Origin of the sequence: Streptomyces sp. MA5143a (assembly GCF_900290235.1) — a bacterium.
GTDB lineage: Bacteria > Actinomycetota > Actinomycetes > Streptomycetales > Streptomycetaceae > Streptomyces.
Genome location: NZ_OLMK01000001.1, coordinates 84,992 through 109,626, shown reverse-complemented (window position 1 = coordinate 109,626; position 24,635 = coordinate 84,992). Strand labels below are relative to the sequence as shown.

General features: G+C 71.9%; 18 protein-coding genes. 7 read left to right on the top strand and 11 right to left on the bottom strand.

Going from position 1 to position 24,635, the window contains the following annotated elements; all coding sequences use genetic code 11:
* Window positions 1-268 precede the first annotated feature (268 nt).
* Entirely contained in the window at window positions 269-784 is a 516-nt protein-coding gene (locus SMA5143A_RS00420) for a DUF6082 family protein (RefSeq protein WP_107460806.1), read from the top strand.
* Window positions 785-1,039: 255 nt separating this feature from the next.
* A complete protein-coding gene (locus tag SMA5143A_RS00415) occupies window positions 1,040-1,276 on the top strand; it encodes a hypothetical protein (protein ID WP_107460805.1) in 237 nt (78 codons plus the stop codon).
* Between the two features lie 91 nt (window positions 1,277-1,367).
* On the opposite strand, the gene SMA5143A_RS00410 is transcribed toward SMA5143A_RS00415, so the two are convergent.
* Window positions 1,368-2,534 carry a citrate synthase/methylcitrate synthase gene (locus tag SMA5143A_RS00410; RefSeq protein WP_107460804.1) on the bottom strand — a complete coding sequence of 389 codons (1,167 nt, stop codon included), beginning with the start codon at window positions 2,532-2,534 and terminating at the stop codon, window positions 1,368-1,370.
* Between the two features lie 97 nt (window positions 2,535-2,631).
* On the opposite strand from SMA5143A_RS00410, the gene SMA5143A_RS00405 reads away from it, so the two are divergent.
* The 4 genes from SMA5143A_RS00405 (at window position 2,632) to SMA5143A_RS00390 (ending at window position 7,539) form a co-directional block, all read left to right on the top strand.
* Window positions 2,632-3,912 (top strand): citrate synthase, encoded by a 1,281-nt coding sequence (locus SMA5143A_RS00405; RefSeq protein ID WP_107460803.1) that lies wholly within the window; start codon window positions 2,632-2,634, stop codon window positions 3,910-3,912.
* Between the two features lie 127 nt (window positions 3,913-4,039).
* On the top strand, window positions 4,040-4,978 hold the full coding sequence (locus SMA5143A_RS00400) for a sucrase ferredoxin (RefSeq protein WP_107460802.1): 939 nt from the start codon (window positions 4,040-4,042) through the stop codon (window positions 4,976-4,978).
* Between the two features lie 114 nt (window positions 4,979-5,092).
* Window positions 5,093-6,862: an ATP-binding protein gene (locus SMA5143A_RS00395; protein ID WP_258193187.1), complete on the top strand. Its 1,770-nt coding sequence runs from the start codon at window positions 5,093-5,095 to the stop codon at window positions 6,860-6,862.
* Window positions 6,859-7,539: a DUF7342 family protein gene (locus SMA5143A_RS00390; RefSeq protein ID WP_107460800.1), complete on the top strand. Its 681-nt coding sequence runs from the start codon at window positions 6,859-6,861 to the stop codon at window positions 7,537-7,539. The genes SMA5143A_RS00395 and SMA5143A_RS00390 overlap by 4 nt, the downstream gene beginning before the upstream one ends.
* A gap of 70 nt (window positions 7,540-7,609) precedes the next feature.
* Here the strand turns inward: SMA5143A_RS00390 and SMA5143A_RS00385 are convergent, their stop codons facing one another.
* From SMA5143A_RS00385 to SMA5143A_RS00375, 3 genes are all read right to left on the bottom strand, one after another.
* The gene (locus tag SMA5143A_RS00385) at window positions 7,610-9,202 is read right to left on the bottom strand and encodes a solute symporter family protein (RefSeq protein WP_107460799.1); all 1,593 of its coding nucleotides are present in this window, start codon (window positions 9,200-9,202) and stop codon (window positions 7,610-7,612) included.
* Window positions 9,199-9,726, bottom strand: coding sequence for a DUF485 domain-containing protein (locus SMA5143A_RS00380; RefSeq protein WP_107460798.1), 528 nt, complete (start codon window positions 9,724-9,726; stop codon window positions 9,199-9,201). The genes SMA5143A_RS00385 and SMA5143A_RS00380 overlap by 4 nt, the downstream gene beginning before the upstream one ends.
* Window positions 9,727-9,866: 140 nt before the next feature.
* Window positions 9,867-11,990 (bottom strand): DNA gyrase/topoisomerase IV subunit B, encoded by a 2,124-nt coding sequence (locus SMA5143A_RS00375; protein ID WP_107460797.1) that lies wholly within the window; start codon window positions 11,988-11,990, stop codon window positions 9,867-9,869.
* 467 nt (window positions 11,991-12,457) lie between these two features.
* Between SMA5143A_RS00375 and SMA5143A_RS00370 the strand changes: the two genes are divergently transcribed.
* A complete protein-coding gene (locus SMA5143A_RS00370; RefSeq protein WP_055512778.1) occupies window positions 12,458-12,688 on the top strand; it encodes a DUF7455 domain-containing protein in 231 nt (76 codons plus the stop codon).
* A gap of 256 nt (window positions 12,689-12,944) precedes the next feature.
* Here the strand turns inward: SMA5143A_RS00370 and SMA5143A_RS00365 are convergent, their stop codons facing one another.
* The 7 genes from SMA5143A_RS00365 to SMA5143A_RS00335 all read right to left on the bottom strand — a co-directional run bounded on the left by SMA5143A_RS00365 (window position 12,945) and on the right by SMA5143A_RS00335 (window position 24,418).
* Window positions 12,945-13,760 carry a serine protease gene (locus SMA5143A_RS00365; RefSeq protein WP_107460796.1) on the bottom strand — a complete coding sequence of 272 codons (816 nt, stop codon included), beginning with the start codon at window positions 13,758-13,760 and terminating at the stop codon, window positions 12,945-12,947.
* Between the two features lie 156 nt (window positions 13,761-13,916).
* Window positions 13,917-15,455 carry an RNA polymerase sigma factor gene (locus SMA5143A_RS00360; RefSeq protein ID WP_107460871.1) on the bottom strand — a complete coding sequence of 513 codons (1,539 nt, stop codon included), beginning with the start codon at window positions 15,453-15,455 and terminating at the stop codon, window positions 13,917-13,919.
* 678 nt (window positions 15,456-16,133) lie between these two features.
* Window positions 16,134-17,021, bottom strand: a complete 888-nt coding sequence (locus tag SMA5143A_RS00355; RefSeq protein ID WP_107460795.1) for a FadR/GntR family transcriptional regulator — start codon at window positions 17,019-17,021, stop codon at window positions 16,134-16,136.
* A gap of 185 nt (window positions 17,022-17,206) precedes the next feature.
* Window positions 17,207-19,297, bottom strand: coding sequence for an ABC transporter ATP-binding protein (locus SMA5143A_RS00350; protein ID WP_107460794.1), 2,091 nt, complete (start codon window positions 19,295-19,297; stop codon window positions 17,207-17,209).
* 119 nt (window positions 19,298-19,416) lie between these two features.
* Window positions 19,417-20,175: an NUDIX hydrolase gene (locus tag SMA5143A_RS00345; protein ID WP_107460793.1), complete on the bottom strand. Its 759-nt coding sequence runs from the start codon at window positions 20,173-20,175 to the stop codon at window positions 19,417-19,419.
* A 153-nt stretch (window positions 20,176-20,328) separates the two neighbouring features.
* A complete protein-coding gene (locus SMA5143A_RS00340; protein WP_258193185.1) occupies window positions 20,329-22,548 on the bottom strand; it encodes an amylo-alpha-1,6-glucosidase in 2,220 nt (739 codons plus the stop codon).
* A gap of 334 nt (window positions 22,549-22,882) precedes the next feature.
* Window positions 22,883-24,418, bottom strand: a complete 1,536-nt coding sequence (locus SMA5143A_RS00335) for a DUF4192 domain-containing protein (RefSeq protein WP_107460792.1) — start codon at window positions 24,416-24,418, stop codon at window positions 22,883-22,885.
* Between the last annotated feature and the right edge of the window lie 217 nt (window positions 24,419-24,635).

Below are 24,635 nucleotides of genomic sequence, written 5' to 3'. Positions count from 1 at the left end.
CCCTGTACTGCTGCCCCAGGATACGAGTGGGCACACGGCCCACACGAAGAGAACGATTGTCAGCGGCGCCCGCGGGGCACACGATGTGCATGGCGCCGGTTTCTGACACCCGCACATCCTTCCGTGCGCCTCCTCTCCGCCTCCCAGCCCACCAGGGCCGCTCGGCGACACTGGGAGACGGCAAGCGCGCCGCCCACCGCTCGCCGGTCCCCATCCTGTCGACCCGTGTCCGACGACCGGCGGATGGACGCCTGAACCGGGGGTTGACATGGCCACACAGAACTTTGGGATGCGGAGGCTGGGTTCAGCCGCTCTGGACCGGCTCACCTCGGCCGCGCAGGCCCTGACGGAGAGAGGCGCCCGACGGCGCAGGCACGCCGCGCTCGCCGAACAGCACCGGCTCCACTTCGACCTGCTGTGCAAGGCCATGGAGGACCCGGCCCTGGCGGCCGTGCTCGACACCTACGAGACCGAGGTCCCGGCGGAGCGGCAGCGCCAGTACCTCTTCGCGAACGCCCTGTACGTCAACGCGCTCTACTACCACCGCATCGGTGCGCTCAGCCTGGGCGAGCTGTACGGGCACCTGCGGGTGATGGCGCGCAACCCGATCTTCCGGGAGTACTGGGCGGCCACCCGCCATCACCGGGACAGCCTGCCCGACACGTCGGAGGAGGCGGCGCTGGGCGACATGATGAACGGTCTCGTCGAGGAGATGGACCATCTGGTCGAGGACCCCGACGACGGAGACGAGTGGTGGGTCATAGGGCAACCGCCGGACGAGTGATTCACTCTCAAGTCCCGGGAAGCAGCGAGACGTTGCGACACCCGGACCGGTAATCTCTCCGCATCCTGCTCGGGAAGAACCTCCTGCTCAGGTCCTTGCATGTGCGGCGTAGGGCTGCAGATCCCCACCCGAGGCAGCAGCCCGTTCATGAGCATCCGTGGGCCCGCTCATGAACCGACCGGACGCACCATGGGTCATCAACTCACGCAGCGCCCCGGCTGAGGCCCCTCTCGCCCAATGCCTCTAGGACCGGACTTGAAGATCGTGCGTCGAGTTGGCGCCTCGCCCAGGGAGCGCGGCAGCTCCACGGGCCAGACCTGCCCCGACATCTTCGAACTCAGCGACGGCAACTTCGCTGTCATCGGCACCGAAGCCACCGCCGCCCTCGACGGTGAGCTGCCGCCCGACGCGGCGCGCGCTCCCTACGAACGCATCGTGATCATCTCTCGCGAGACCCTGGTCCGCGCCAAAGCCGACATCCCGGATGCGTGAGACGGCCGCGCTCCTATGAGGTGCGCGCCGCTCGAGCCCGGCACCTCCCCCGTGGTGTCGGGCTCCGTGCGTGAACCGGGACCGGGGAACGTCAGGCGACCAGCGGTACGGCTGCCGGGGGCACCGGTCCCACATAGCGTGCCGCCGGACGGATGATCTTCGAGTCCCGGGCCTGTTCGAGGATGTTGGCGCTCCAGCCGACGACGCGGGCGGCGGCGAAGGTCGGCGTGAACATCTCGCGGGGCAATCCGCACAGCTCCATGACGACGCCCGCGTAGAACTCGACATTGGTGTGCAGCGCACGGCCCGGCTTCAGCTCGGCGAGGATGGCCTCCACCTGCCGCTCGACCTCCACCGCGAAGGCGACGCGCGGGCCGCCGAACTGTTCCGCGATGCCGCGCAGCATGCGGGAGCGGGGGTCCTCGGTGCGGTACACGGGGTGGCCGAAGCCCATGATGCGGTCGCCGGCGAGGACGCGTTCCCGGATCCAGGCGTCGATGCGGTCCGGGGTGCCGATCGCGTCGAGCGTGTCCAGCGCGCGGCTGGGGGCGCCCCCGTGGAGGGGCCCCGAGAGCGCGCCCACCGCGCCCACCAGACAGGCCGCGACGTCGGCACCCGTCGAGGTGATCACGCGGGCGGTGAATGTTGATGCATTGAATCCGTGATCAATGGTTGAGATCAAGTATTGCTCGATCGCCCGCGCAGCACAGGGTTCGGGTTCCGTGCCCGTCAACATGTACAGGTAGTTCGCCGCGTACGGCAGATCGTCGCGGGGCTCGACCGGGTCGAGCCCCCGCCCCAGCCGGTACAGCGCGGTGAGCAGTGTGGGTACGGCCGCCGAGGCGGCGAGGGCGTCCGCGCGGCGCCGGTCCTCGTCGAGGTCGTACACCGGGCGGAAGCCCTTGGAGGCGCCGAGCAGCGACAGCGCGGTGCGCAGGCCGGAGAGCGGCCCCGAGTGCGCGCTCGCCGCCGCGATCGCGGGCAGGGCGACCCGCACGTCGTCGGGCAGCCGACGCAGGGGACCGACCTCCGCCGCGAACACGGCCCCCCGCGCGGCGTCCGGCAGCTCGCCGTGGATCATCAGGTGCCAGACGTCCTCGAAGCCGCGGGTCCGCGCGAGCTCGACGGCGGAGTACTGGCGGTAGTGGTAGAAGCCCTCCTGCCCTCTGACGTCACCCAATTCGGTGTCGGTGACGACGACGCCCGCGAGTCCTCGCGGCACGTCGACGGAGGCGGTCGCGGCCCGGTTGATCTGCATGTCTCCTCCTTGAACTTGATTTGACTGTCCATGCTTGACTCGATCTCTGTCAATATTGATTGAATCAATGTTGTGCTCAACGGATACGGTGACGCCCATGACGGAGCAAGGCGCGCGCGCATCGACGAACCCGGCGAACACCTCCGCCCGCCCGGGGCGGCGGCTCAGCACGAGGGAGACCGCCGAACTGCTCGGCGTGAAGCCGGAGACCGTGTACGCCTATGTGAGCCGCGGCCAGCTCAGCAGCCGCCGGGACGCGGCGGGCCGGGGCAGCACCTTCGACGCCGAGGAGGTCGCGGCACTCGCGCGCCGCAACCGGCGGGAGACCGGTACGGCCTCGCCCGGCGGGGGCGAGCTGTCCGTCCGCACCCGGCTGACCCTCATCGAGCAGGACCACTACTACTTCCGCGGCGTCGACGCGGCGGAACTGGCCGCGCGCCACTCCTACGAAGAGGTCGCCGAGTGGCTGTGGACCGGCGAGCCGCGCCCCGGCGCGACCTTCACCGCGCCGAGGACGTCCGTGACCGCCGCCCGGCGCGCGGTGGACGCGCTGCCGGAGCACAGCGGCCCCGTCGACCGGTTGCGGGTCGCGGCGGTCGCGGCGGCGGCCGCCGACCCCCTGCGCTTCGACCTCTCCGAGGAGGCGGTGCTCGGCACCGCGCGCACCCTGATCCCCACGCTCGTCGCCGCCCTCCCCCCGTTCTCGCGCGGCCAGCGCGACACCGGTCCGCTCGCCCACCGACTCTGGGCGCGGCTCAGCGGACGCGCGCCCGACGAAGCCGCCCTGCGGGCGCTGGACACCGCGCTCGGGCTGCTCGCCGACCACGACCTCGCCGCCTCCACCCTGGCGGTCCGCGTCGCCGCCTCGGCCCGCGCGCACGCGTACGCGGCCGTCTCCGCGGGGCTGGGCGCCCTGGAGGGCCCGCTGCACGGTTCGGCCAGCGCCCTCGCCCACCGGCTGCTCACCGATGTCCTGGACCAGGGCAGCGCCGTCCCGGTGATCGCGGAGGAGCTGCGCTCGGGGCGCGGCATCCCCGGCCTCGGCCACCGTCTCTACACGGGCGAGGACCCACGCGCGCGTGCCCTGTTCGCGCTCCTGGCCGACATGCCCCGCGCGGCCCCCGCCCTCGCGGCCGCCCGCGACATCGTGTCGACCGCCGCCCGGCACACCCCCCTGCACGCCAACGTCGACCTGGCCCTGGCGGTGCTCACGGCCTCCTGCGGCATGCCCCCGACCGCCGGCGAGACGATCTTCGCCGTCGCCCGCACCGCGGGCTGGATCGCCCACGCACTGGAGGAGTACGGCGAGCGCCCCCTGCGGATGCGCCCCAGCGGCCAGTACGTGGGGGTGCGACCGCCGCAACCACTGCCGAAGTGACCTGTCGGGGTGACCGGCCGGAATGGCCACCGCCGAGGCGCGCCGAACGCACCGCTCGCCACGTCGGTTCCACCCCTTCGGCCCGCCCGGAGGCCGTACGAGCCGAAGTCAGGTTAGGCTCACCTCTGTGAGTACGTGCACATCCGCGTCCCGACACCTCGCCGAGCCTCTCGCGGGGACCGCCGCCACGGCGAGGACATGGCTGCTGCTGGAACAGCCGGGCCCCTGGGGCGCCCAGGCGCTCACATCGAGCCACCTGGACCCCGCGCTCGGCCGCGCCCTCGAAGCCGCCACCGAGGGCACCGGCGTCCGCGTCGCGCTCATCCGGCGGCCGGGCCGCCACGCCGACTGCCGCGAGGTCCACGAGCGTCAGGTGTACGTGGCGCACACGGTCCCCGGGAACGTCTGGCTGCACCGCGCCACCACGACCGCCCCGGAGCGCCTGCTCGGCCTGGACTTCGCCGCGCTCGGGGACGGCGACCCCCGCTCCTTCGAGGCGGCCCTTCAGGGCCGGCCCCACACCGGCCGGCCCCTCGCGCTCGTGTGCACCAACGGCAAACGCGACCGCTGCTGCGCCCTCCTCGGCCGACCGCTCGCCGCCGAGCTGGCCGCCTCCGGCGTCGAGGGCACCTGGGAGGTCACCCATCTGGGCGGGCACCGCTTCTCGCCCACGCTCCTCGTCCTCCCCTCCGGCTACGTGTACGGCCGCGCCGAGGCCCACCACGTCAAGGAGGTCCTCCACGCCGTGCGGGAGGGGCGGATCGTCACCGAGGGCTGCCGCGGGAACTCCGCCTGGGAGCGCCCCGGGCAGGCGGCGGAGCTGGCGGTGCGCGCGGCGACGGGCGAGGACGCGGCCGACGCCCTCACCGTCCTGCGCACGGACGGCGCCGCCCCGCGCTGGGAGGTCACCGTCGCCCACGTCGACGGCCGCCGCTGGAACGTCACCGTCGCCCAGGGCGCGGCCCAGCCGCCCCGCCCCGAGAGCTGCGGTTCCCCCCTGGGCTCGCCGGCCCGGATGGACGTGACGGCCGTACGCGAACTGGTACCGACGGCGCTCGCCGGTTAGGGCCCGGCCCGCGCCGGGTCCGCCCTTCGCGCCCTGCCATACCCCCGCACCTCATTGAGATACCCGCCACACCCCTCTACGTCCGGTACACGCCGTCCACGTACCGTCAGGGGTATGAGCCCCACTCCCCCCGCACGTCGCCTGCGTCTCGGGATGCCGCGGCGGGTGTTCTCGCAGGTCCTGCTGATGCAGGTGGCGATCGCCGCCGGTGTCGCCGTCCTCGCGACCGGGCTGTTCCTCGCACCGCTCAGCGACCAGCTGGACGACCAGGCGATGCGCCGCGCCCTCGCGATCGCCCAGACCACGGCGGCCCAGCCGCAGATCGCCGAGGACCTGGTCACGACCGAGCCGTCCGTGAAGGGACCGGTGCAGGTGGAGGCCGAGCGGATCCGCAGGGCCAGCGGCGCCGAGTACGTCGTGGTCATGGACGACCGCGGGGTGCGCTGGTCCCACCCGGACCCCACCGAGATCGGCGGCCTCGTCTCGACCGACCCGCGCCGCGCCCTCGCGGGGAACGAGGTCATGGAGATCGACTCGGGCACCCTGGGACGGTCCGCCCGGGGCAAGGTGCCGCTGCGCGACGCCGACGGGAGGATCGTCGGGGCCGTCTCGGTCGGCATCGAGTACGACAATGTGCGCGCCCGGTTGATCCACGCCATCCCCGGTCTCCTCGCGTACGCGGGCGGGGCGATGGCGGTCGGCGCGCTGGCGGCGTATCTGATCTCCCGACGGGTCCACCGCCAGACCCGTGACCTGGCCTTCTCCGACATCGCGGGGCTCCTCGCGGAGCGCGAGGCGATGCTGCACGGCATCCGGGAGGGTGTGGTCGCCCTGGACCGCGCGGGCCGCGTGCGCCTCCTGAACGACGAGGCGCAGCGCCTCCTGGGCCTCGGCGACGAGGTGGTCGGCCGGTCGCTCGACGAGGCGCTCGGCGCGGGCCGTACGACCGATGTGCTGGCCGGCCGGGTCACCGGCACGGATCTGCTCACCGTCCGCGGCCGGCGCGTCCTGGTCGCCAACCGTATGCCCACCGACGACGGCGGTGCCGTGGCCACCCTGCGGGACCGCACCGAGCTGGAGCAGCTGGGCCGCGAACTCGACTCCACGCGGGGCCTGATCGACGCCCTGCGCGCCCAGGACCACGAGCACGCCAACCGGATGCACACCCTCCTCGGCCTGCTCGAACTGGAGATGTACGACGAGGCCGTGGACTTCGTCGGTGAAGTGGTCGGCGACCATCGCGCGACCGCCGAGCAGGTCACCGAGAGGATCCACGATCCGCTGCTCGCCGCGGTACTGGTCGGCAAGGCGACCGTCGCGGCCGAGCGCGGTGTGGCCCTGACGGTCACCGGCGGGACCCCGCTGCCGGACAGGCTGATCGATCCACGGGGACTGGTCACCGTCGTCGGCAACCTCGTCGACAACGCCCTCGACGCCGTCGCGGGCACTCCGCACGCGCGCGTGGAGGTCGAGTTGCGGGCCGAGGGACGTACGGCGATCCTCCGGGTCCGCGACACCGGACCCGGAGTCCCGCCCGAACACCGTGAGTTGATCTTCACGGAGGGCTGGTCCACCAAGACGCCCCCGGCCCACCGCGAGCGCGGTATCGGGCTCTCCCTGGTGCGCCGGCTCGCCGAACGGCAGGGAGGCAGCGCCCGGGTCACCGAGGCGGACGGCGGAGGCGCGGAGTTCACGGTCGTCCTGCCGGAGGCGCTGGCGGAGCCGGGACTGGTGACGCAATCGTCCGCGTCGGCGCTTACGTCTACGGCACCCGACGAGGGAGCCGGCCCGCGCGACGAGCCGACGGCGGGCCGTGACACGCGACCGGGCACGGCGCACGAGCCGGAGGACGCCGTCCCAGCCGCCGACAAGGAGTCGCGATGATCGAGGTCCTGGTCGTGGACGACGACCTGCGGGTCGCCCGGGTGAACGCCGCCTACGTCGAGAAGGTCGCCGGCTTCCGGGTGGCGGGCGTGGCGCACAACGCGGCCGACGCACTGGAGCAGTTGGAGGAGCTGCCCCAGGTGGACCTCGTCCTCCTGGACCACTACCTCCCGGACGACACGGGCCTCACGGTCGTCCAGGAGATGCGCCGGCGCGGCCACCAGACCGATGTGATCATGGTGACGGCGGCGCGTGACGTCTCGACGGTCCAGGCGGCGATGCGGCAGGGCGCCCTGCAATACCTGGTGAAGCCGTTCGCGTTCGCGGGGCTGCGGGCCAAGCTGGAGGCGTACGCGGAGCTGCGGCGCACCCTGGACGGCGGCGGCGAGGCCGAGCAGGCGGAGGTCGACCGGATCTTCGGCGCGCTCTCCGCGGGCGGCGAGCCGGACCTGCCCAAGGGGCACTCCGCCACCACCTCCGAGGTCGTGCGCCGGGCTCTGATGACCGCAGAGGGCCCGCTGTCCGCCCAGGAGATCGCCGATCGGACCGGCCTGAGCCGCCAGACCGCCCAGCGCTATCTGAAGCTCCTGGAGCGCACCGGACGCGCCCGCCTGACCCTCAAGTACGGCGACGCGGGCCGCCCGGAGCACCGCTACGAGTGGGCGACCCGCCCCTGACGTCACCCGCCCCCGGCCTCACCCGGGGACGCGTGCCTTGAGCGCCGCCGACGGGTTCCCCGGAAGGCCGTCAGACCGCCCCGGCGCCCGTCAGCGACCGCACCTCGGCCTCCGCGTGCTTCGCCTCGTCGGCCGGTTCGGCGGAGGTGACCGTGCCCAGCCAGCCGGCGAGGAAGCCCAGGGGCACCGAGACGAGGCCCGGGTTCTGCAGCGGGAAGTACTGGAAGTCGACGCCGGGGAACAGGGATTCGGGGCTGCCGGACACCACCGGCGACAGCAGCACCAGCACCACCGCCGGGACGAGTCCGCCGTACACGGACCACACGGCGCCGCGCGTGGTGAAGCCTCGCCAGAACAGCGAGTACAGCAGCACGGGCAGATTGGCCGAGGCGGCGACGGCGAAGGCCAGGCCGACGAGGAACGCCACATTGAGGTCGCGGGCGAGCAGCCCGAGCGCGATGGCGACGGCCCCGATCCCTACGGCGGAGGTACGCGCCACGGCCACCTCGCTGTACGGCTTCGAGCGGCGGCGCCGCAGTGACGCGTACAGGTCGTGGGCCACCGACGCGGACGAGGCGAGGGTGATGCCGGCGACAACCGCGAGGATCGTCGCGAAGGCGATGGCGGCGACGATCGCGAACAGAACCGTCCCACCCGTGGAGCCCGCTCCGCCGCCCAGATCGAGCGCGAGGAGGGGAACGGCGGTGTTGCCGGCCGCGTTCGAGGCTCGAACGGCCGCGGGTCCGACGATCGCGGCCGCGCCGAAGCCCAGCACGATCGTCATCAGGTAGAAGCCGCCGATGAGGCCGATCGACCATACGACCGAGCGGCGCGCGGCGCGTGCGGTCGGCACCGTGTAGAAGCGGGACAGGATGTGCGGCAGCCCGGCCGTGCCCAGGACCAGGGCGAGCCCGAGGCTGATGAAGTCGAGGCGGGCGGTCCAGTCGCCGCCGTACTTCAGCCCCGGCGCGAGGAAGGCCGCCCCGTGCCCGCTGCGCTCCGCGGCCGTCCGCAGCAGGTCGTCGAAGTCTCCGTGGAACCGCATCAGGACGAGCACGGTCAGCGCGATCGCCCCGCCCATCAGCAGGACCGCCTTCACGATCTGAATCCAGGTGGTGGCCCGCATCCCTCCCAGCGACACATAGACGACCATGAGCGCGCCGACGCCGATGACCGTCCAGGCCCGTGCCGCCGCGCCCTCGCCGCCCAGCAGCAGTGCGACAAGGGTGCCGGCGCCCACCATCTGCGCCACCAGATACAGAACGGACACGGTGACCGAGGAGGTTCCCGCCGCGATCCTGACCGGCCGCTCGCTCATCCGTGCCGCGACCACGTCGGCGAGCGTGAACCGCCCGCAGTTGCGCACCAGTTCGGCCACCAGGAACAGCACCACGAGCCAGGCCACCAGGAAGCCCACCGAGTACAGCAGTCCGTCGTACCCGAAGAGCGCGATGAGGCCGGAGATACCGAGGAAGGACGCGGCGGACATGTAGTCGCCCGCGATGGCAAAACCATTCTCCATCGGCGAGAACAAGCGGCCGCCGGCGTAGAACTCCTCCGCCGAACCGTGCCGGTTGCGACTGACCCAGGTCGTGATGCCCAGGGTGATCGCGATGAACACGCTGAACAGCAGCAGGGCCAGTGTCTGATGGTTCCCGGTCACCGCTCGCCCCCCGCGATGCCGCGCGTCAACTCCTGTGTGTCCCACCGCAGATCGAGGGCAGCCCGGTCCCGCCGCAGCCGTGCGTGGCGCGCGTAGGCCCAGGTGAACAGGAACGTCGTGAGGAACTGGCCGAGCCCCGCCAGCATCGCCACGTTGACCGCGCCCGCCACGGGTCGCGCCATCAGCCCCGGCGCGGTGATGGCCGCGACCACGTATCCGACGTACCAGCTGAAGAAGACGGCGACTCCCGGGATCACGAATCTCCGGTACCGGCGGCGGACCTCCTGGAAGGCGGCGCTGCGCTGCACCTCCACATACACGTCGCCTGCGGCCCGCCCCTCCTCCCGAGCGGCCGGCACGACGGGCGGCACCCCTCCCGTGCCGTCCACCTCTCCCCAGCCGGAGGCCAGCGCGTCATACCAGGGATCGTCGAACCGCGCGTTCGTCGGGGCCGCTCCTCGCCCCTCGACCGCGCTCTCGGAACCACCCGCGCGACGGCGGGACCGGCCGGTACTTGACTGCATGCCCAAGCATGGACAGACCGCAGTGATCCCCGCCGATGCCCTTCGGCATTGTTCACCCCATCAGGTGAAGCGCGGGCCGACTCGCACCCGGGACGGCGCGCCCACCCGACCGACCGGCGGCCGGCGGGCGGGCGCGGCGCTCACGCGTCGATACGGGACCGGTCCAGGGTGGCCGCGGAGCTGGAGATGAACTCCTTGCGCGGCGCGACGTCGTTCCCCATCAGCAGGTCGAAGACCTGTTCAGCCGCCTCCAGGTCCGACAGGTTGATCCGCCGCAGCGTCCGGTGCCGCGGGTCCATCGTCGTCTCCGCCAGCTGGTCCGCGTCCATCTCGCCGAGGCCCTTGTACCGCTGGATGGAGTCCTTGTAGCGGACGCCCTTGCTCTGGAACTCCAGCAGCTTGTCCCGCAGCTCCCGGTCGGAGTACGTGTAGACGTACTTGTCCTGGCCCTTCTTCGGCTGGACCAGCTCGATCCGGTGCAGCGGCGGCACCGCGGCGAAGACACGGCCCGCCTCGACCATCGGCCGCATGTACCGCTGGAACAGCGTCAGCAGCAGGCACCGGATGTGGGACCCGTCCACGTCGGCGTCGGTCATCATGATGATCTTGCCGTACCGAGCCGCGTCGATATCGAACGTACGTCCGGATCCGGCCCCTATGACCTGGATGATCGCGCCGCACTCGGCGTTCTTGAGCATGTCCGTCACGGACGACTTCTGGACGTTGAGGATCTTGCCGCGGATCGGCAGCAACGCCTGGAACTCGGAGTTCCGGGCGAGCTTCGCCGTACCGAGCGCCGAGTCGCCCTCGACGATGAACAGCTCGCTGCGGTCGACGTCGTCACTGCGGCAGTCGGCGAGCTTGGCGGGCAGCGTCGACGACTCCAGGGCGGTCTTCCGCCGCTGCGCGTCCTTGTGCTGACGTGCGGCGATACGTGTACGCGCGGCCGCGACGACCTTCTCCATGACGACCCGCGCCTGCGCGGCGGCGTCCCGCTTGGTGGAGGTCAGGAACGCCTTGAGCTCCTTGGAGATCACCTGCGCCACGATCCGGCGGGCCGCGGAGGTGCCGAGGACCTCCTTGGTCTGGCCCTCGAACTGCGGCTCGGCCAGTCGCACGGTGACGACGGCGGTCAGACCCTCCAGGGCGTCGTCCTTGACGACGTCGTCCTCGGCGACCCGGAGCATCTTCTTGGCGCGCAGCACCTCGTTCATCGTGCTCGCCACGGCCTGCTCGAAGCCGGCGACATGGGTGCCGCCCTTGGGTGTGGCGATGATGTTCACGAACGACTTGAGGGTCGAGTCGTAGCCGGTGCCCCAGCGCAGCGCGACGTCGACGCCGAGTTCCCGGGTGACCTGGGTGGGGGTCATCTGGCCGTGCTCGTCCAGCACGGGGACCGTCTCCCTGAAGGTGCCCTCGCCGGTGAAGCGGAGGATGTCGCAGACAGCCTTGTCGGTGGCCAGGTACTCGCAGAACTCGCTGATGCCGCCATCGAAGCGGAAGGACTCCTCGCCCTTGCTCCCGCCCTCGCCGAGCCCGTACTCGTCACGGACGACGATGGTCAGGCCGGGCACCAGGAACGCGGTCTGGCGGGCGCGCTGGTGGAGGTTCTCCAGCGAGAGCTTGGCGTCCTTGAGGAAGATCTGGCGGTCGGCCCAGTAGCGCACCCGCGTGCCGGTGCGCGTCTTCGGGATCCGCTTGGCCTTGCGCAGCCCGCTCGCGGCCTCGAACTTCGCGTCCGGGCCGTTGCCCGCGAAGGCGCCGGGCACACCGCGCCGGAAGCTGATGGCGTGGGTGCCGCCGTTACGGTCCACCTCGACGTCCAGACGGGCGGAGAGCGCGTTCACCACGGAGGCGCCCACGCCGTGCAGACCGCCGGAGGCCGCGTAGGAGCCGCCGCCGAACTTGCCGCCCGCGTGCAGCTTGGTCATGACGACCTCGACGCCGGACAGGCCGGTCTTGGGCTCGACGTCCACGGGGATACCGCGGCCGTTGTCCCGGACCTCCACGGAGGCGTCGTCGTGGAGGATCACCTCGATGTGGTCGCAGTAGCCCCCGAGGGCCTCGTCCACGGAGTTGTCGATGATCTCCCAGAGGCAGTGCATCAGGCCTCGACTGTCGGTCGAGCCGATGTACATTCCGGGGCGCTTCCGCACGGCCTCGAGCCCCTCGAGGACGAGCAGGTGCCGCGCGGTGTAGTTGGAACCGTCCCGGTCTGCTCCGGTCAGCAGCGCTGTGGACGGCACGGACGTCTCGGCGGTCACGCGGTTCGCTCCTCGCTGAATTTCAGGTGAGGCCCTTTTGGGTAAGGGGCCCGGCTCGGTTGCCGGTCCGAGGGTACCGAGCCCTGGTAGAGCCGTTGTAACGCCACCCTCGCTGGAAACTCAGGGTAGTCCAGGCTCGCATGCGTGTTCGATCCCTCGATGGGGTGAAGTACATATCACGTTCCCTTCGAGGCATGAACCATTTAGGCTCCGGGCACGTCCTCATGAACAACCGGCAACCCAGCCGGGAGGACCGTACAACCAAGAGAGCAACCGCCAGAACCACCGACAGACAGCGCGAACCCGTACGACACGAAGACACGCACTACGGCTCATTCGCCGCCAACCGGCAACAGACAGCCGGCCTGGAAAGATTTTTTCGAGGAAAAGCCGCGAGCGGGAACGTTTTCGGCCTGGTTGGATGTTGACCCTGGTACGACAGCTCGTCGAGCTAGAGAAGAGGCGACGTGACTACTGTTCTGACCCCCGCGACCCCGCTGACGGCCGCTGACCGATGCGACCGCTGCGGCGCCCAGGCCTATCTGCGCGTCGTCCTGCTGAGCGGTGGAGAGCTGCTGTTCTGCGCCCACCACGGGCGTAAGTTCGAGCCTGAGCTCAAGAAGATCGCCGCGGAGATACAGGACGAGACGGAGCGGCTGACGTCCGTTCCCGCCACCGCGGAAACCGACGAACGCTGACGCTTCGCACCAACGACGAGCCGACACCGGCTCGAGGCCGGTGACCGGGCGGCCACTCCCGCACACACGGGGTGGCCGCCCGCTCTCGTTCCGCGGCGGCGCTCGTTCCGCGTTCGCTGCCCATCCGCAGCCGCTCTCGCTCCGCGGCGACTTTCGCTCCGCGGTCCTCTACGGCACCGTGGCGGTGCCGCGTCGGGGGTGCGGCTCAAGCGCCGGTACGGCGCTCAAGCGACGCCGTACGGCGTTCAACGACCTCTCAGCGGCTCTCCGCCAGCACCTGGGCCGCGTAGGAGCCCCTGGTGTACACCCCCGGGCTCCCGGCCAGTCCGCAGCCGCTGCCCCACGACACGAGTCCGATCAGCTTCCCCTGGGCGACGAGCGGTCCTCCGCTGTCCCCCTGGCAGGCGTCCCGGCCGCCGTTCACCTCTCCCGCGCACACCATGGAGTCGGCCCGGTACCGACCCTCCGCGCCGCCCGGGTAGGCCCTCTCGCACGCGGAGTCGGCCAGCACCCGCACCGACGCGGCCCGCAGGCTCAGCGCGTAGTCCCCGGCGCCCGTCGTGTCACCCCAGCCGTAGACGGCCGCGGCCGTGTCCGCCCCGTACGCCGGATCGCCGGCTTCCGCCAACGGGAGTACGGAACTCTCGGGGAGCGGCGTCGCCAGCGTGACCACGGCGAAGTCCCCCGCGTTCGTAGAGGCGTCGTACCGCGGATTGACCCAGGTGTCGCTCACCGGGATCTCCCGGCCCTCGTTCGACCGCAGATCGGCGCGCCCCGTGATGACCTTCAGGTCGGGGAGCCGTGCCGGGGGCCCTCCCAGCACCTCCTCGCTGAGGCAGTGGGCGGCCGTCATGACCGTGGAGCGGCCCACCACGACCCCGCCGCAGAACTGCCCGGCTCTCGTACCCCCGAACCGGTCACGACTGGACAGTGCCACCGTCCAGGGCGCCTGGGAGATCTCGACGGGATGACCGCCGATGACGACATCGGCGGTCGCGGTCGGACGTGCGGCCAGCGATATGACGGCCGTGGTGGCCGCGAGGGCCAGCAGTCGGGCGATGGTGGGACGCATGCGCGCTCCTGACTCTGGGAGATGGATGGCACACCCAGAGTTATCCACGTGGCGGGCGCCCGCATGCCGCGCCCACGCCGAAGACCCGGCCCCTTCGAGGGAACCGGGTCTTCGATGCCTGTCTCGGCCTGTCGCGCGGACGGGTCCGCTGCGGGCTCAGTCCAGGTAGTCGCGCAGGACCTGCGAGCGCGACGGGTGGCGCAGCTTCGACATCGTCTTCGACTCGATCTGGCGAATGCGCTCACGCGTGACGCCGTACACCTTGCCGATCTCGTCGAGGGTCTTCGGCTGACCGTCGGTGAGACCGAAGCGCATGGAGACGACGCCCGCCTCGCGCTCGGAGAGCGTGTCGAGGACGGAGTGCAGCTGCTCCTGGAGGAGCGTGAAGCTGACCGCGTCGGCCGGGACGACGGCCTCGGAGTCCTCGATGAGGTCACCGAACTCGCTGTCGCCGTCCTCGCCCAGTGGAGTGTGCAGGGAGATCGGCTCGCGGCCGTACTTCTGGACCTCGATGACCTTCTCCGGGGTCATGTCGAGTTCCTTGGCCAGCTCCTCCGGAGTGGGCTCGCGACCCAGGTCCTGGAGCATCTGGCGCTGGACGCGCGCGAGCTTGTTGATGACCTCGACCATGTGCACCGGGATACGGATGGTGCGGGCCTGGTCGGCCATGGCCCGGGTGATCGCCTGACGGATCCACCAGGTGGCATACGTGGAGAACTTGTAGCCCTTGGTGTAGTCGAACTTCTCGACGGCGCGGATCAGACCGAGGTTGCCCTCCTGGATGAGGTCCAGGAAGAGCATGCCGCGGCCGGTGTAGCGCTTGGCCAAGGAGACCACCAGACGGAGGTTGGCCTCCAGGAGGTGGTTCTTGGCGCGGCGGCCGTCCTCGGCGATGATCTCCAGCTCGCGCTTGAGCTTGGGGGCGAGCTTGTCGGCGTTGGACAGCTTGTCCTCGGCGAACAGACCGGCCTCGATGCGCTTGGCGAGCTCGACCTCCTGCTCGGCGTTGAGCAGGGGGACCTTGCCGATCTGCTTGAGGTAGTCCTTGACGGGGTCGGCGGTGGCACCGGCGGCGGCGACCTGCTGGGCCGGCGCGTCGTCCTCGTCCTCGTCGGAGAGCACGAAACCGGCGCTCTCGGCGCCCTCGGGCTCGTCACCGGGCTTGCCGCCGGGGGTCTCCTCGAGGACTTCTTCCTCGAGGAGCTCGGCGTCGTCCTTCTTGCCGGCTGTCTTCTTCGCCACCGTCTTCTTGGCGGCGACGGTCTTCTTGGCGGGGGCCGCCTTCTTGGCAGTCGCCTTCTTGGCTACGGCCTTCTTGGCGGGGGCGTCCTCGGCGGAGGCTTCGGCCGCGGGTGCCGTCGGTGCGGCGGGGGTGGCCTTCTTGGTGGTCACCGTCTTCGCCGCGACCGTCTTGGTGGCGGTGCGCTTGGCCGGACTCTTCGCTGCGACGCTCTTTCGGGTGCGCTTGGGCTCCGCGGCACTGACCATCAGCGTCACACCCTCTTCCTCGAGGATCTGGTTGAGGCTGCGCAGTACGTTTTTCCACTGAGTGGCCGGGATCTGGTCAGCTTCGAAGGCCCGACGCACATCGTCGCCGGCGATCTGCCCCTCAGCCTTTCCCCGCTCAATGAGCGCCATGACAGAGACGGACTCGGCGATCTCCGGCGGGAGCGTACGGGATGTGCTGGCCGACACGAACAACCTCTCGGAACGTTGGAAAACGGCTTCCGGCCCCGTCCACTGTGGACAGGAGCCGACCACCGGCTTGGGGATGGGCCGACGGTGCGGGCGGGGGCCGGGAAGATGCACAGCGCCGTGAACGGCGTCCGTATTCCCTCCGCGGCTGTCACCTCTTAGGTCATCGCGTGGTTCCCGCGAGCGTTACGCCCAATCTGCGTGGCCCGAGTCACACCCCGTAAGCGCTCAAAAGCGGTCAGACATGGCCAGAGGTAGTCGAGCAGGGCCACGACCGGTGCTCTTGCCTCGTGTACCCACACGATTCCCGAACGAACTCCCCAGCAGGGGTCCGCCACATTTGCGGAGGGTTACGGTCCCGTTCTGAGAGCCGGGGGCCGACGGGGACGGGACAATCGGCGGCCGTCGATCCAGCGGCGATCGGGTCGACGCCAGCCGGTCGGGATGACGGGAGCGGGGCCGGCGCGTTTCGCACGCCCGGGAAGGACGGCGACCCAGGGCATCTACGCCCACGGACAGCCGCGCCCCGACCGTCGAACCTCGGCCCGTCGCGCCGCCGGGCCCCGCCGAATCCCGGAAGGATCCGATGGGGTCCGGCGGCACGCGGTTCGCCGGCCGATCAGGGTCGTCGAGGGCTCACACCGCGACCGGGCCGCTCCTGTCGCGCCCCGTGTGCCCTCAGTGCTCGCGCGGCGCGGGCACCACACGTTCCACCTCGGGGTGGACCGTCAGCAGCTGTCGCATGGCCGTCTCGGCCGCTCCGCCGTCGCCCGCGGCGAGGGCGTCGACGATCCGGGCGTGGTGCACGAGGGTCGACTCGCCCGGCCGGTCACAGCCGGTGGCGGGGCCGCCGGAGACCTGGAGCGCAGCCGAGACGATGCCGGAGAGGTGCTCCAGCATGCGGTTGCCGGCGACCTGGATGAGCAGCGAGTGGAACTCGGCGTCCGCGCGGGAGAAGGTCAGCGCGTCGCCCTGGGCCATGGCGTGCCCCATGAGCTCGACCATGTCGCCGAGCCTCTGCTGGACGTCGTCGCGGCCGTGCCCGGCGGCGAGGCGGGCGGCGAGCGGCTCGATCGTCCAGCGCAGCTCGCTGAGCTCGCGCCGCTGGTCGTCGCGCTGAGGGCCGAAGGCCCGCCACTCGATGATGTCCGGGTCGAGCAGGTTCCAGTCGCTGACCGGGCGGACGCGCGTGCCGACGTTCGGGCGGGCGCTGACCAGCCCCTTCGCCTCCAGTACGCGGAGGGTCTCACGGACGACGGTGCGGGAGACCTCGAACCGCTGACCGATCTCCTCGGGGACGAGCGGGCGGTCGGCCCCGAGGTCGCCGGAGACGATCATCTGGCCGAGCTGCTGGACGAGTTGGCCGTGGAGCCCGCGTCCACGGCTCCCGGCGGCGCGACGGCCCACGCGCCCCAGCTCGGGGTCCGCGCCGTCCCAGGAGGGAATGCCGACACGGTCGACGCCGGGGTGCTCGGCGTAGGGGTAGCGGTCGAGTTCGCCCGGTCCTGCGAGGCCGGAATCGGCGGAGCGGGCGGCGGTCATCATGGTGTGCGCAAGGGTACTCACGCATCCTTTGTCGGCTGCGTTCTCAACTCCCTTGAGGTCTTTGGTGAAAAGCACACGAAAGGGTGATCGCTCACCCCTTCGTAATTGACGCCTTATCGGAAAGAAATGGGCGTTCTACGAGGAGTTGTGCACATTGCGGCGACGGAAGAGCACGGAGGGTGAGCACGAAAGGGTGAGGGCGATCCTCATCGGACCCCGCTGCGTACCGTCGTGAACAGGTAGGCCCCCAGCAGCGCGGTCAGCGACAACAGCAGCGCGCCTCCCTCGGGTTGGACGATCACCTGCGCCGCCGCCTCCACGTAGCGATCACCTCCGAACGGCCACTGCGTCAGCACGAGCTCGCGCAGCCGCATCGGAAATCCGATCGCATGTCGCACAGTCGGCCCCTGTAGCGCCTTCTGCACCAGGGGGACGACGAGGAGGGGGACGGCGACCACGGCCGCCAGCCCCGCGCTGGTGGAACGGAAGACCCCCGCGGCGAGCACCCCCGCCCAGGCGCACCCCACGACGAGGCCGAGCCAACTGGCACCGAGCGGCAACCAGGCACCGGGGACGGAGGTGAGTTCCGGTCCGTGGAGCAGGTAGAGGACTTCCAGGTCGCAGCCGACGGTGAACAGGGCCAGCAGCAGCCCGGTGGCGGCCGAGACGAGGAGTTTCGCCGCCAGCAGCCCCAGGCGGCGGGGTACGGGGCCGCGGTCCACGGCCAGCGCCGGGTACCGGAACTCGTCCCCGAATGCCATCGCACCGAGCAGCCCCGCCCCGACGGCCGCGGGCGGCAGCGGAAGCTCCCGCGGCCACGCGGCCAGCAGCCGCGGCTGCGGCGTGTGCCCCATCCCGGCCAGCACCACGGCCATGACCGCGGAGACGACGATCACGACGACCGCGGTCACATATCCGGTCCCGACCCCCATGGCCCGGCGCAACTCGTAGAGCACCGGACGCAGGGGGTTCGGCGCCGGGCGAACGGCGATGGGGGGCGGGAGCGGGGGCAGAGCGCCGGCCTCGACCGACCGGGGCAGGCGGGGCAGGTGGGGCGATTGGTGGCTGAGTTGCCTCGAAGCGTCGGCGGTGTTGGTGTGATGTGTGTGGCTGATAGGGCTGGAGTGAGCAATGGGATCAGCGGGACCGGCGGAGTCCGCGAGGTTTCCGTGACTCACGGGACCGCGGTCAGCGGCGGGAGGAGTGGAGGGCGTTGAGGAGCCCGCCGGTGGCGTCCGGCGCTCTTGCGCAGCCACCCCGGGGTCATCGCCCACCCCCTGTGGATCCTCGACCGAGTCACCGGAATCCGCCTCCCCCGGTGTTCCGTCACCAGGCCGCGACGGTGTCGGTGTCGCGACCGCCGCTTCCGTCGCCGCCGAGGCAGTCGAGGCCGCCGAGGCAGTCGAGGCCGCCGAGGCAGTCGGCCCCATGTCACCGATCTCATCCGCGAGTTGGTGTACGAGGATGCCGTGCCGGAACGCGGTCTCACCGACCTCCGCGCAGGTACTCCCGTACACCGAGAGCCGGTTGCCGCCCTCTCGGACGATCTCCACGGAACGTCGTGCGGTCCGGGCCTCCTTGGCCAGCAGGGCGCCGAGGCGGGCGGCATGCGGGGTGCGGACGGCCACCCGGGGGCGGAGGCGGGTGCGGGAGAATTCGGCGACGTCCTGGTCGGCTACGAGCCGGCCCTGCTGGAGGGTGAGGACCCGGTCGGCGATCTGTGCGGCCTCCCTGGGGTCGCCGGTGGTGAACAGGACGGTGCCGCCCCGGGTCGCGTGCGCCCGCATGATCCCGTGCAACCAACGCCCTTCGCGCACGGACAACCCGTGGGTGGGCTCGTCGAGGACGAGGGCATGCGGGTCGGACAGCAGCGCACAGGCCAGGCCGAGTCGGCGGTCCATGCCCCGCGAGAGGGTGCTCAACCGGGCCTCGCGCAGACTGACCAGGCCCACCGCCTCCAGCACTTCGTCGGCCCGCCGCACCGGCAGTCCCGCGGCCGCGCACAGCATCCGCAGATGACCGCGGACCGTGCGGGCCGGATGCCCCGGCACTTCACCGAGCAGAACACCCACCTCACGGTTGGGGTGCGCGACGCGGTGCAGGGGGCGGCCTCTGAAGTAGGTGATTCCGCGGCCCTTTTGGAGTTCGAGCATCAGCCTCAGCACGGTCGTCCTGCCCGCACCCGGCGTTCCGAGGAGTGCGGTGACACGGCCGGAGTGCGCCTCGAACGACACGTCGTCGACGGCGGGCGGAAGCTCCTTGCGAGGGGTGCTGGTCAGTCCGATGGCCTGGATCACCCGAAGCAAGATAGCGCGATATGTCCGGTTTTCCGGGCACCTCGCGACTCACTTCGAGGCAGCGGGCTGCGCCGGGCCGAGTGGTCGGACAGACCTCGGCTCCGTGCGGTGCGCCCCCGTCAGACCTCGGGGCGGAGCATCGGCGGGTTGAGGAGGGTGGCGCCACCGGCACGGAAGAGCTGGGCGGGGCGGCCGCCCTGCCGGGTGGTGGTGCCACCGGTCGGCACCAGGAAGCCGGGCGTGCCCGTCACCTTGCGGTGGAAATTGCGCGGGTCGAGCGCCACGGCCCACACCGCCTCGTAGACGCGGCGCAGCTCACCGACGGTGAACTCCGGCGGGCAGAAGGCGGTCGCCAGTGAGGAGTACTCGATCTTCGAGCGAGCACGCTCCACGCCGTCCGCCAGGATCTGCGCGTGGTCGAAGGCCAGCGGCGCCACCGGTTCGCCGTCGCGCCCGTAGCCGTCCTGAGCCAGCAACTCCTCGACGGGCGCCCAGCGCGCGCTGTTCGCGTCGCCGCCCGGCCGGGGTGCCGGCAGGTCGGGGGCGAGAGCGAGGTGGGCGACGCTGACGACCCTCATCCGCGGGTCCCGCTTCGGGTCGCCGTAGGTCGCCAACTGCTCCAGGTGCGCACCGTTGTCCTGCGCCGGGGCGGACGGATCGTGGGCGGTCAGCCCGGTCTCCTCGGACAGTTCCCGCGCGGCGGCCTGCGCCAGATCCTCGTTGGGCCGCACGAAGCCGCCGGGCAGCGCCCACCGCCCCTGGAAGGGCTGTTCGCCCCGTCGCACGGTCAGTGCGCACAGCGCGTGGCGGCGGACGGTCAGCACGACCAGGTCGACGGTGACGGCGAAGGGCGGGTAGTCCGACGGGTCGTAGGGCATGCCGCGATCATAGTCGTCTTCCTGACGATAAACACTCCCTTCAGTGGTCGCTTCCGTTCTTGATCCGCTTCTGTCCGACACCTGACTCATGATCCACCCGGCGAGCCTTCGCAGCGTCCGCACAGGACGTGGTCGATCACGCGTCCACCGAGGTCACCCTCCCAACTGCAGACCGCCGGCCGCTTCCTCGACCATGGCGAGCCCCAGTCTGCTGACGCGCACGGCGAAGGGGGCGCCGGCCACGCGCAGGCCGGTCAGGCCGATCTCGCCCAGCGGTGCGCTGCTCACCGGACGCAGCGTCACGGTGCCGGCCGGAGTGTCCGGCCGGATGCCCACGAGGGTGGTGAGCAGCAGCACACCCGAGGCCGCCGCCGTCGCGGCCGGTCTGCAGGCGGCCGGATGCGGCAGCGGCGCGCCGCCCGCCGTGCGCTGCTCCCCCGCGTACATCTCCGGCAGCCGGTGGCCGAAACTCTCGGCCGCTGCCAGCACTCCCCGCATCAGAGCGCTCGCCTGCTTCTCGTAGCCCGCCGCCGCGAGCCCGGCGACCGCGATCGCCGTCTCCTGCACGCGCACGGCACCGCTGCGATGCCCGAACGGGTTGTGCGCCACCTCCTTCGCGCCGAGGCTGCGCAGCCCCCACCCGGAGTCCATGGCAGGTCCTCCGAGCAGCCGCGCGAGCTGCTCGGTCTGCACCTTGCCGAGCAGGCCCGGAGCCTGGCGGCCCCCGCCCAGCAGTCCCGTGTCGAGGAGGTGGGCGCCGGCCGCGCCCAGATGCGGGACGAGGCGCCCGTCGGGGGTGCGGGCGGCGGCGGGTCTGCCGCCGCCGCGGTCCTCGACCCAGAAGTCCACCTGGAATCGGGTGCGCAGTCGTATCGCCCACTCCCTCAGCTCGTCCGCGCCGGGGCGGTCGTACGCGTCGAGCAGGTCGGCGCCCAGCAGGGCGGCCCGGTGGGCGTGTGCCTGGGTCTCGCAGCGCAGCGGGCCGCCGGGGCCCGGGTCGGGCAGATAGGTTCCGGCGCCGACGGTGGCCCGCAGCCACCGCAGACAGCGCTCGGCGGCGGGTAGCAGGTCCTCCGTCTCCTGCTCGGGCATCCCCCAGCGTCTGGCCTCGGCCAGGAGTACGGGGAAGAGGAGGGTGGCTTCGGTGCCGGTGCAGCCCGGCGGCAGATGAGGGCCCGCGTCCCTCCGTGGGCCGGGGATCATGCCTGACCTGGCCGCCGGGCCCGCGAGTTGGGTGCGGGCCAGGGTGCGCAGGGTGCCCGCGGCGAGACGCGTGCCGAGGGGCAGCGTCATGCGGGCCGCGATCAGGGCGTCGGCCGGGGCCATGCCGCAGCGCCAGGGAGCGCCCGCCGCGAGATGGATGTCGGACGGGTTGGCGGGGTCGCGCAGCAGCAGAGCTTCCAGGTCTTCCAGGCATGTGTGCAGCAGCGCCCCGGCCCGGGAGTCGTCACCCGCGGCCTCCGCCTGGGCGAGGGGGCTCGTGGCTCCGCGTCCCACCGGTCTGAGGGGGCCCGCCCCGTCCGGTCGTACCCGTAGCTCCACGCTGCGCGAGCCACCGGGAGGCAGTTCCAGCTCCCAGCGCAGCAGTCCGGCCGAGGCCAGGGCGTCGGCGGGTGGCGGGGAGGCGGTGACGGTCGAATGACCTGTGGCGCAGGACCAGCGCAGGCCCGCGTCATGGACGCTGGCGGGCAGCTCCTTCCCGGCGCTGCCGGAGGCGACGGCGCCCAGTTCCGCGAGGTCCGTGCCCAGGGACACCTCGACGGGCAGGCGCAGTGGGCGGCGGGCCGTACTGTGCAGGGTGATCCGCTCGGTGCCGTCGGCGTGGCGGGTCCGTTCGACCATGACGTCCGGGTCGGGGCCGGCGTCGGCGGAGACGCGCAGCGTGCCCACGAAGCGGGCCCGGTCGGCCGTGACCATCCGTGCCTGTACCGGAAGGGGCTCTCGTCCGGCCACACGGATCTGACAGCGGGAGAGCATGCGCCGCCCCCCTCGGTAGAAGCCTTCCAGCCCCTCGCCGGTCAGCTGACCGTGTTCGCCGGAGATCGCGAGGCCCGGCAGAGCGACGCAGATCAACGTGGTGTGGGCGGGGGGCAGCTCGGTGGGGCGGCGGGGGCCCGGAAGCGACGGTTGGGTAGGGGCCTGGTTTCCGGCAGGCGTGCCGGTCGGTGGGGTGGGGGCACCCCGGCCGGTCGTGGGGGACTTGGTGCCGCTCGGGTGTCTCGGGCGCACGCCGATGGCGGGCGATGACGGGTTGCGCATCTCCGGGCGCGGGGCCGGGATGCCGTCCCCGCCGCGGGTGCGGGGCGTGGGCTGGCGGAGCCTGCCGAGCGACGGGATGTCGTCGTAGGCGTCGGGCAAGGAGGGCAGGGACATGGGGTGGCTTCTTCTGCGTATGGGGTTGCTTCTTCTGCGTTCGGCGCGCGGTGGGTGCGCTCGGCACCTGGTGGAGAACAGCGGTGGCGGTGTGACGGGGCGGGGTGGCGGCGAGGGCAAGCCACGGATACCGCCACTCAGGTGAACGGAACGGCTCCACTCCGGGTCACGGCCGTTCATCGGCTACGTCCCATCCGGGGCACGGCCGTTCATCGGCTACGTCCCATCCGGGGCACGGCCACTCATCGGCGTCGTCTCTTCCGGTTCACGGCTACCCCGGCGGCGTACCGTCCCTCCGGGCCATGGCCGTGCATCGAAATGCGTCCCTTCCATGTCACGGCTGTTCATCGCTGTGCGTCCCCTCCGGCTTCGCACCCGGGCCGTCGACGGCCCGACGGGCCCGTGCTCGGCCGCTGGGGCCGTCGGCGGCCCGTGCCGAGCGGCGGCCTCCCGGCACGGCGCCGTCGGTGGAACGCGGGCGACGTGGCTGGGCCGCACCGCCGGGCGAACGACGGCCGGCGCGGGTGTCCGGGCTCCGCTCCGGTCGTGACCGGCGCCGGCGCCGAGAACCGGTGCCGCATGCCTTGTCAGCGGATGCCACGTCACCGGGCGACGCCTCGACGGCGGTTGTCACCTCGCTCGGCAGTTCGGCAACGTCCGGTGCTTCCTCGGCGTCGGCCTCCGTCGTGGTCGTCGGAAGGTTCGGATGCTCCCGTCCCCTGCGTTCCGCGCGGAGGCAACGGCGGATCGACTCGGGGTCGAGGCCTTCGTTGCAGGCCTGGTGGAGGAGTCGGGCGAAGAGGTAGTCGCGGTCGGCGGCGAGGGCCATGGCGAGGGCTTCGCGGGCCTCCAGCTCGTCGCCCGTGGACCACGCCACCCAGCCGGCCAGCGTGAGAGGGGCGGCGGCGTGTTCTCCGTAGGGGCCCACGCAGCGGCGGGCGAGAGCGCGCCAGAGTCGGAGCGCGGGACTCGCCTCGTCACCCTCCATCCACTCCGCGGCCCGATCCCGGGTCGCCCTGTCCTGGAGGCCCAGAATCATGGTCGCGGCGTCGTCATGACCGATCAGCTCGTCGTCGCGCAGATCCGCGTCGAGGGTGCCGGACACGGTCGGTACGGCCGCGAGGCGCTCCATGGCGCGCCGGACCACCGCGATCGTCTCCTCCGCCACGTCAGCGCGGCTCTCCGCTTCCAGGATGCGCGGGACGAGGGCAGCCTGGGCAGTGTCGAGGGCGGCCTCCTGCTGCAATGCCGCCGCGGTCTCCCAGGGCATGAGCCGTGCACGCAATTCCCTCAGCGTGCCGCGCACCTGAAGACCCGCGTAGGTCGCGGCGGCGGCCAGTACGGAGGTGCCGGGCAGCCCCATCGCCTCGCCGTCGGGGGAACAGCACCCGTTGCCCGGGCAGCAGTACGACCAGAAGCGGCCGTCGGAGATGCACAGTGCCTCGACCACCGGGACGTCGAGAGCGCCGCATGCCCTGCGCAGGAGCTGGGCCAGTGGCCGCAGGCGCTCCATGACGTCGCGCGCCGACTCGCCGTCCGCCGGGTCCTGGCACAGGAAGGCGACCATGCTCTCCGGTTTGGCGCCCCGGCGCTCGCTGCCGGTCACCAGCCCTTGGGCCAGTTGCTGCGCCACGGACGGCCAGTCGTCCGTGTGCGGCGGGATCCCGAGCCGGGCACGCCCGCCGAACCGCCCCTTCGCCTCGCCGTCGTGCAGTGCGACGAGGACGATGCTGTCCTCGGGGCGGTAGCCGAGCAGATACGGCAGGGCGTCGGCCAGCTCGGCCGGGGTCCGCAGTGTGACCTGCTGCTCGCCGCCGGGTCCGGCGGCCGTGCCGTGGCCCGCGTACGCCCTGCGTTCACCGTGCCCCATGAGCGGGCCTGTCCCCTCGGGTACCGCCGCGTGCCCCACGATCGGCACCGCCCTGTCAGGTACGGCCCCGTGCCTGTCAGACACCGCCCCGTGCCTGTCGTGCACCGCCCCGTGCCCTGCGGACTCGTCGTGCCCGGGCTGATGCTGCGGGACCCACTCGTCGCGCTCCGACCGAGACCGCGACCGCCACTCGTCACGGTCCGGGAGAGGACGCCGC

Excerpts from the sequence above, each read along its gene's own strand:
- SMA5143A_RS00420 (WP_107460806.1), top strand. The coding sequence starts at position 269 with ATGGCCACACAGAACTTTGGGATGCGGAGGCTGGGTTCAGCCGCTCTG.
- SMA5143A_RS00405 (WP_107460803.1), top strand. The coding sequence starts at position 2,632 with ATGACGGAGCAAGGCGCGCGCGCATCGACGAACCCGGCGAACACCTCC.
- SMA5143A_RS00380 (WP_107460798.1), bottom strand. The coding sequence starts at position 9,726 with ATGCAGTCAAGTACCGGCCGGTCCCGCCGTCGCGCGGGTGGTTCCGAG.
- SMA5143A_RS00365 (WP_107460796.1), bottom strand. The coding sequence starts at position 13,760 with ATGCGTCCCACCATCGCCCGACTGCTGGCCCTCGCGGCCACCACGGCC.
- SMA5143A_RS00340 (WP_258193185.1), bottom strand. The coding sequence starts at position 22,548 with ATGTCCCTGCCCTCCTTGCCCGACGCCTACGACGACATCCCGTCGCTC.
- SMA5143A_RS00345 (WP_107460793.1), bottom strand. The coding sequence starts at position 20,175 with ATGCCCTACGACCCGTCGGACTACCCGCCCTTCGCCGTCACCGTCGAC.
- SMA5143A_RS00410 (WP_107460804.1), bottom strand. The coding sequence starts at position 2,534 with ATGCAGATCAACCGGGCCGCGACCGCCTCCGTCGACGTGCCGCGAGGA.
- SMA5143A_RS00395 (WP_258193187.1), top strand. The coding sequence starts at position 5,093 with ATGAGCCCCACTCCCCCCGCACGTCGCCTGCGTCTCGGGATGCCGCGG.
- SMA5143A_RS00335 (WP_107460792.1), bottom strand. The coding sequence starts at position 24,418 with ATGGGGCACGGTGAACGCAGGGCGTACGCGGGCCACGGCACGGCCGCC.
- SMA5143A_RS00390 (WP_107460800.1), top strand. The coding sequence starts at position 6,859 with ATGATCGAGGTCCTGGTCGTGGACGACGACCTGCGGGTCGCCCGGGTG.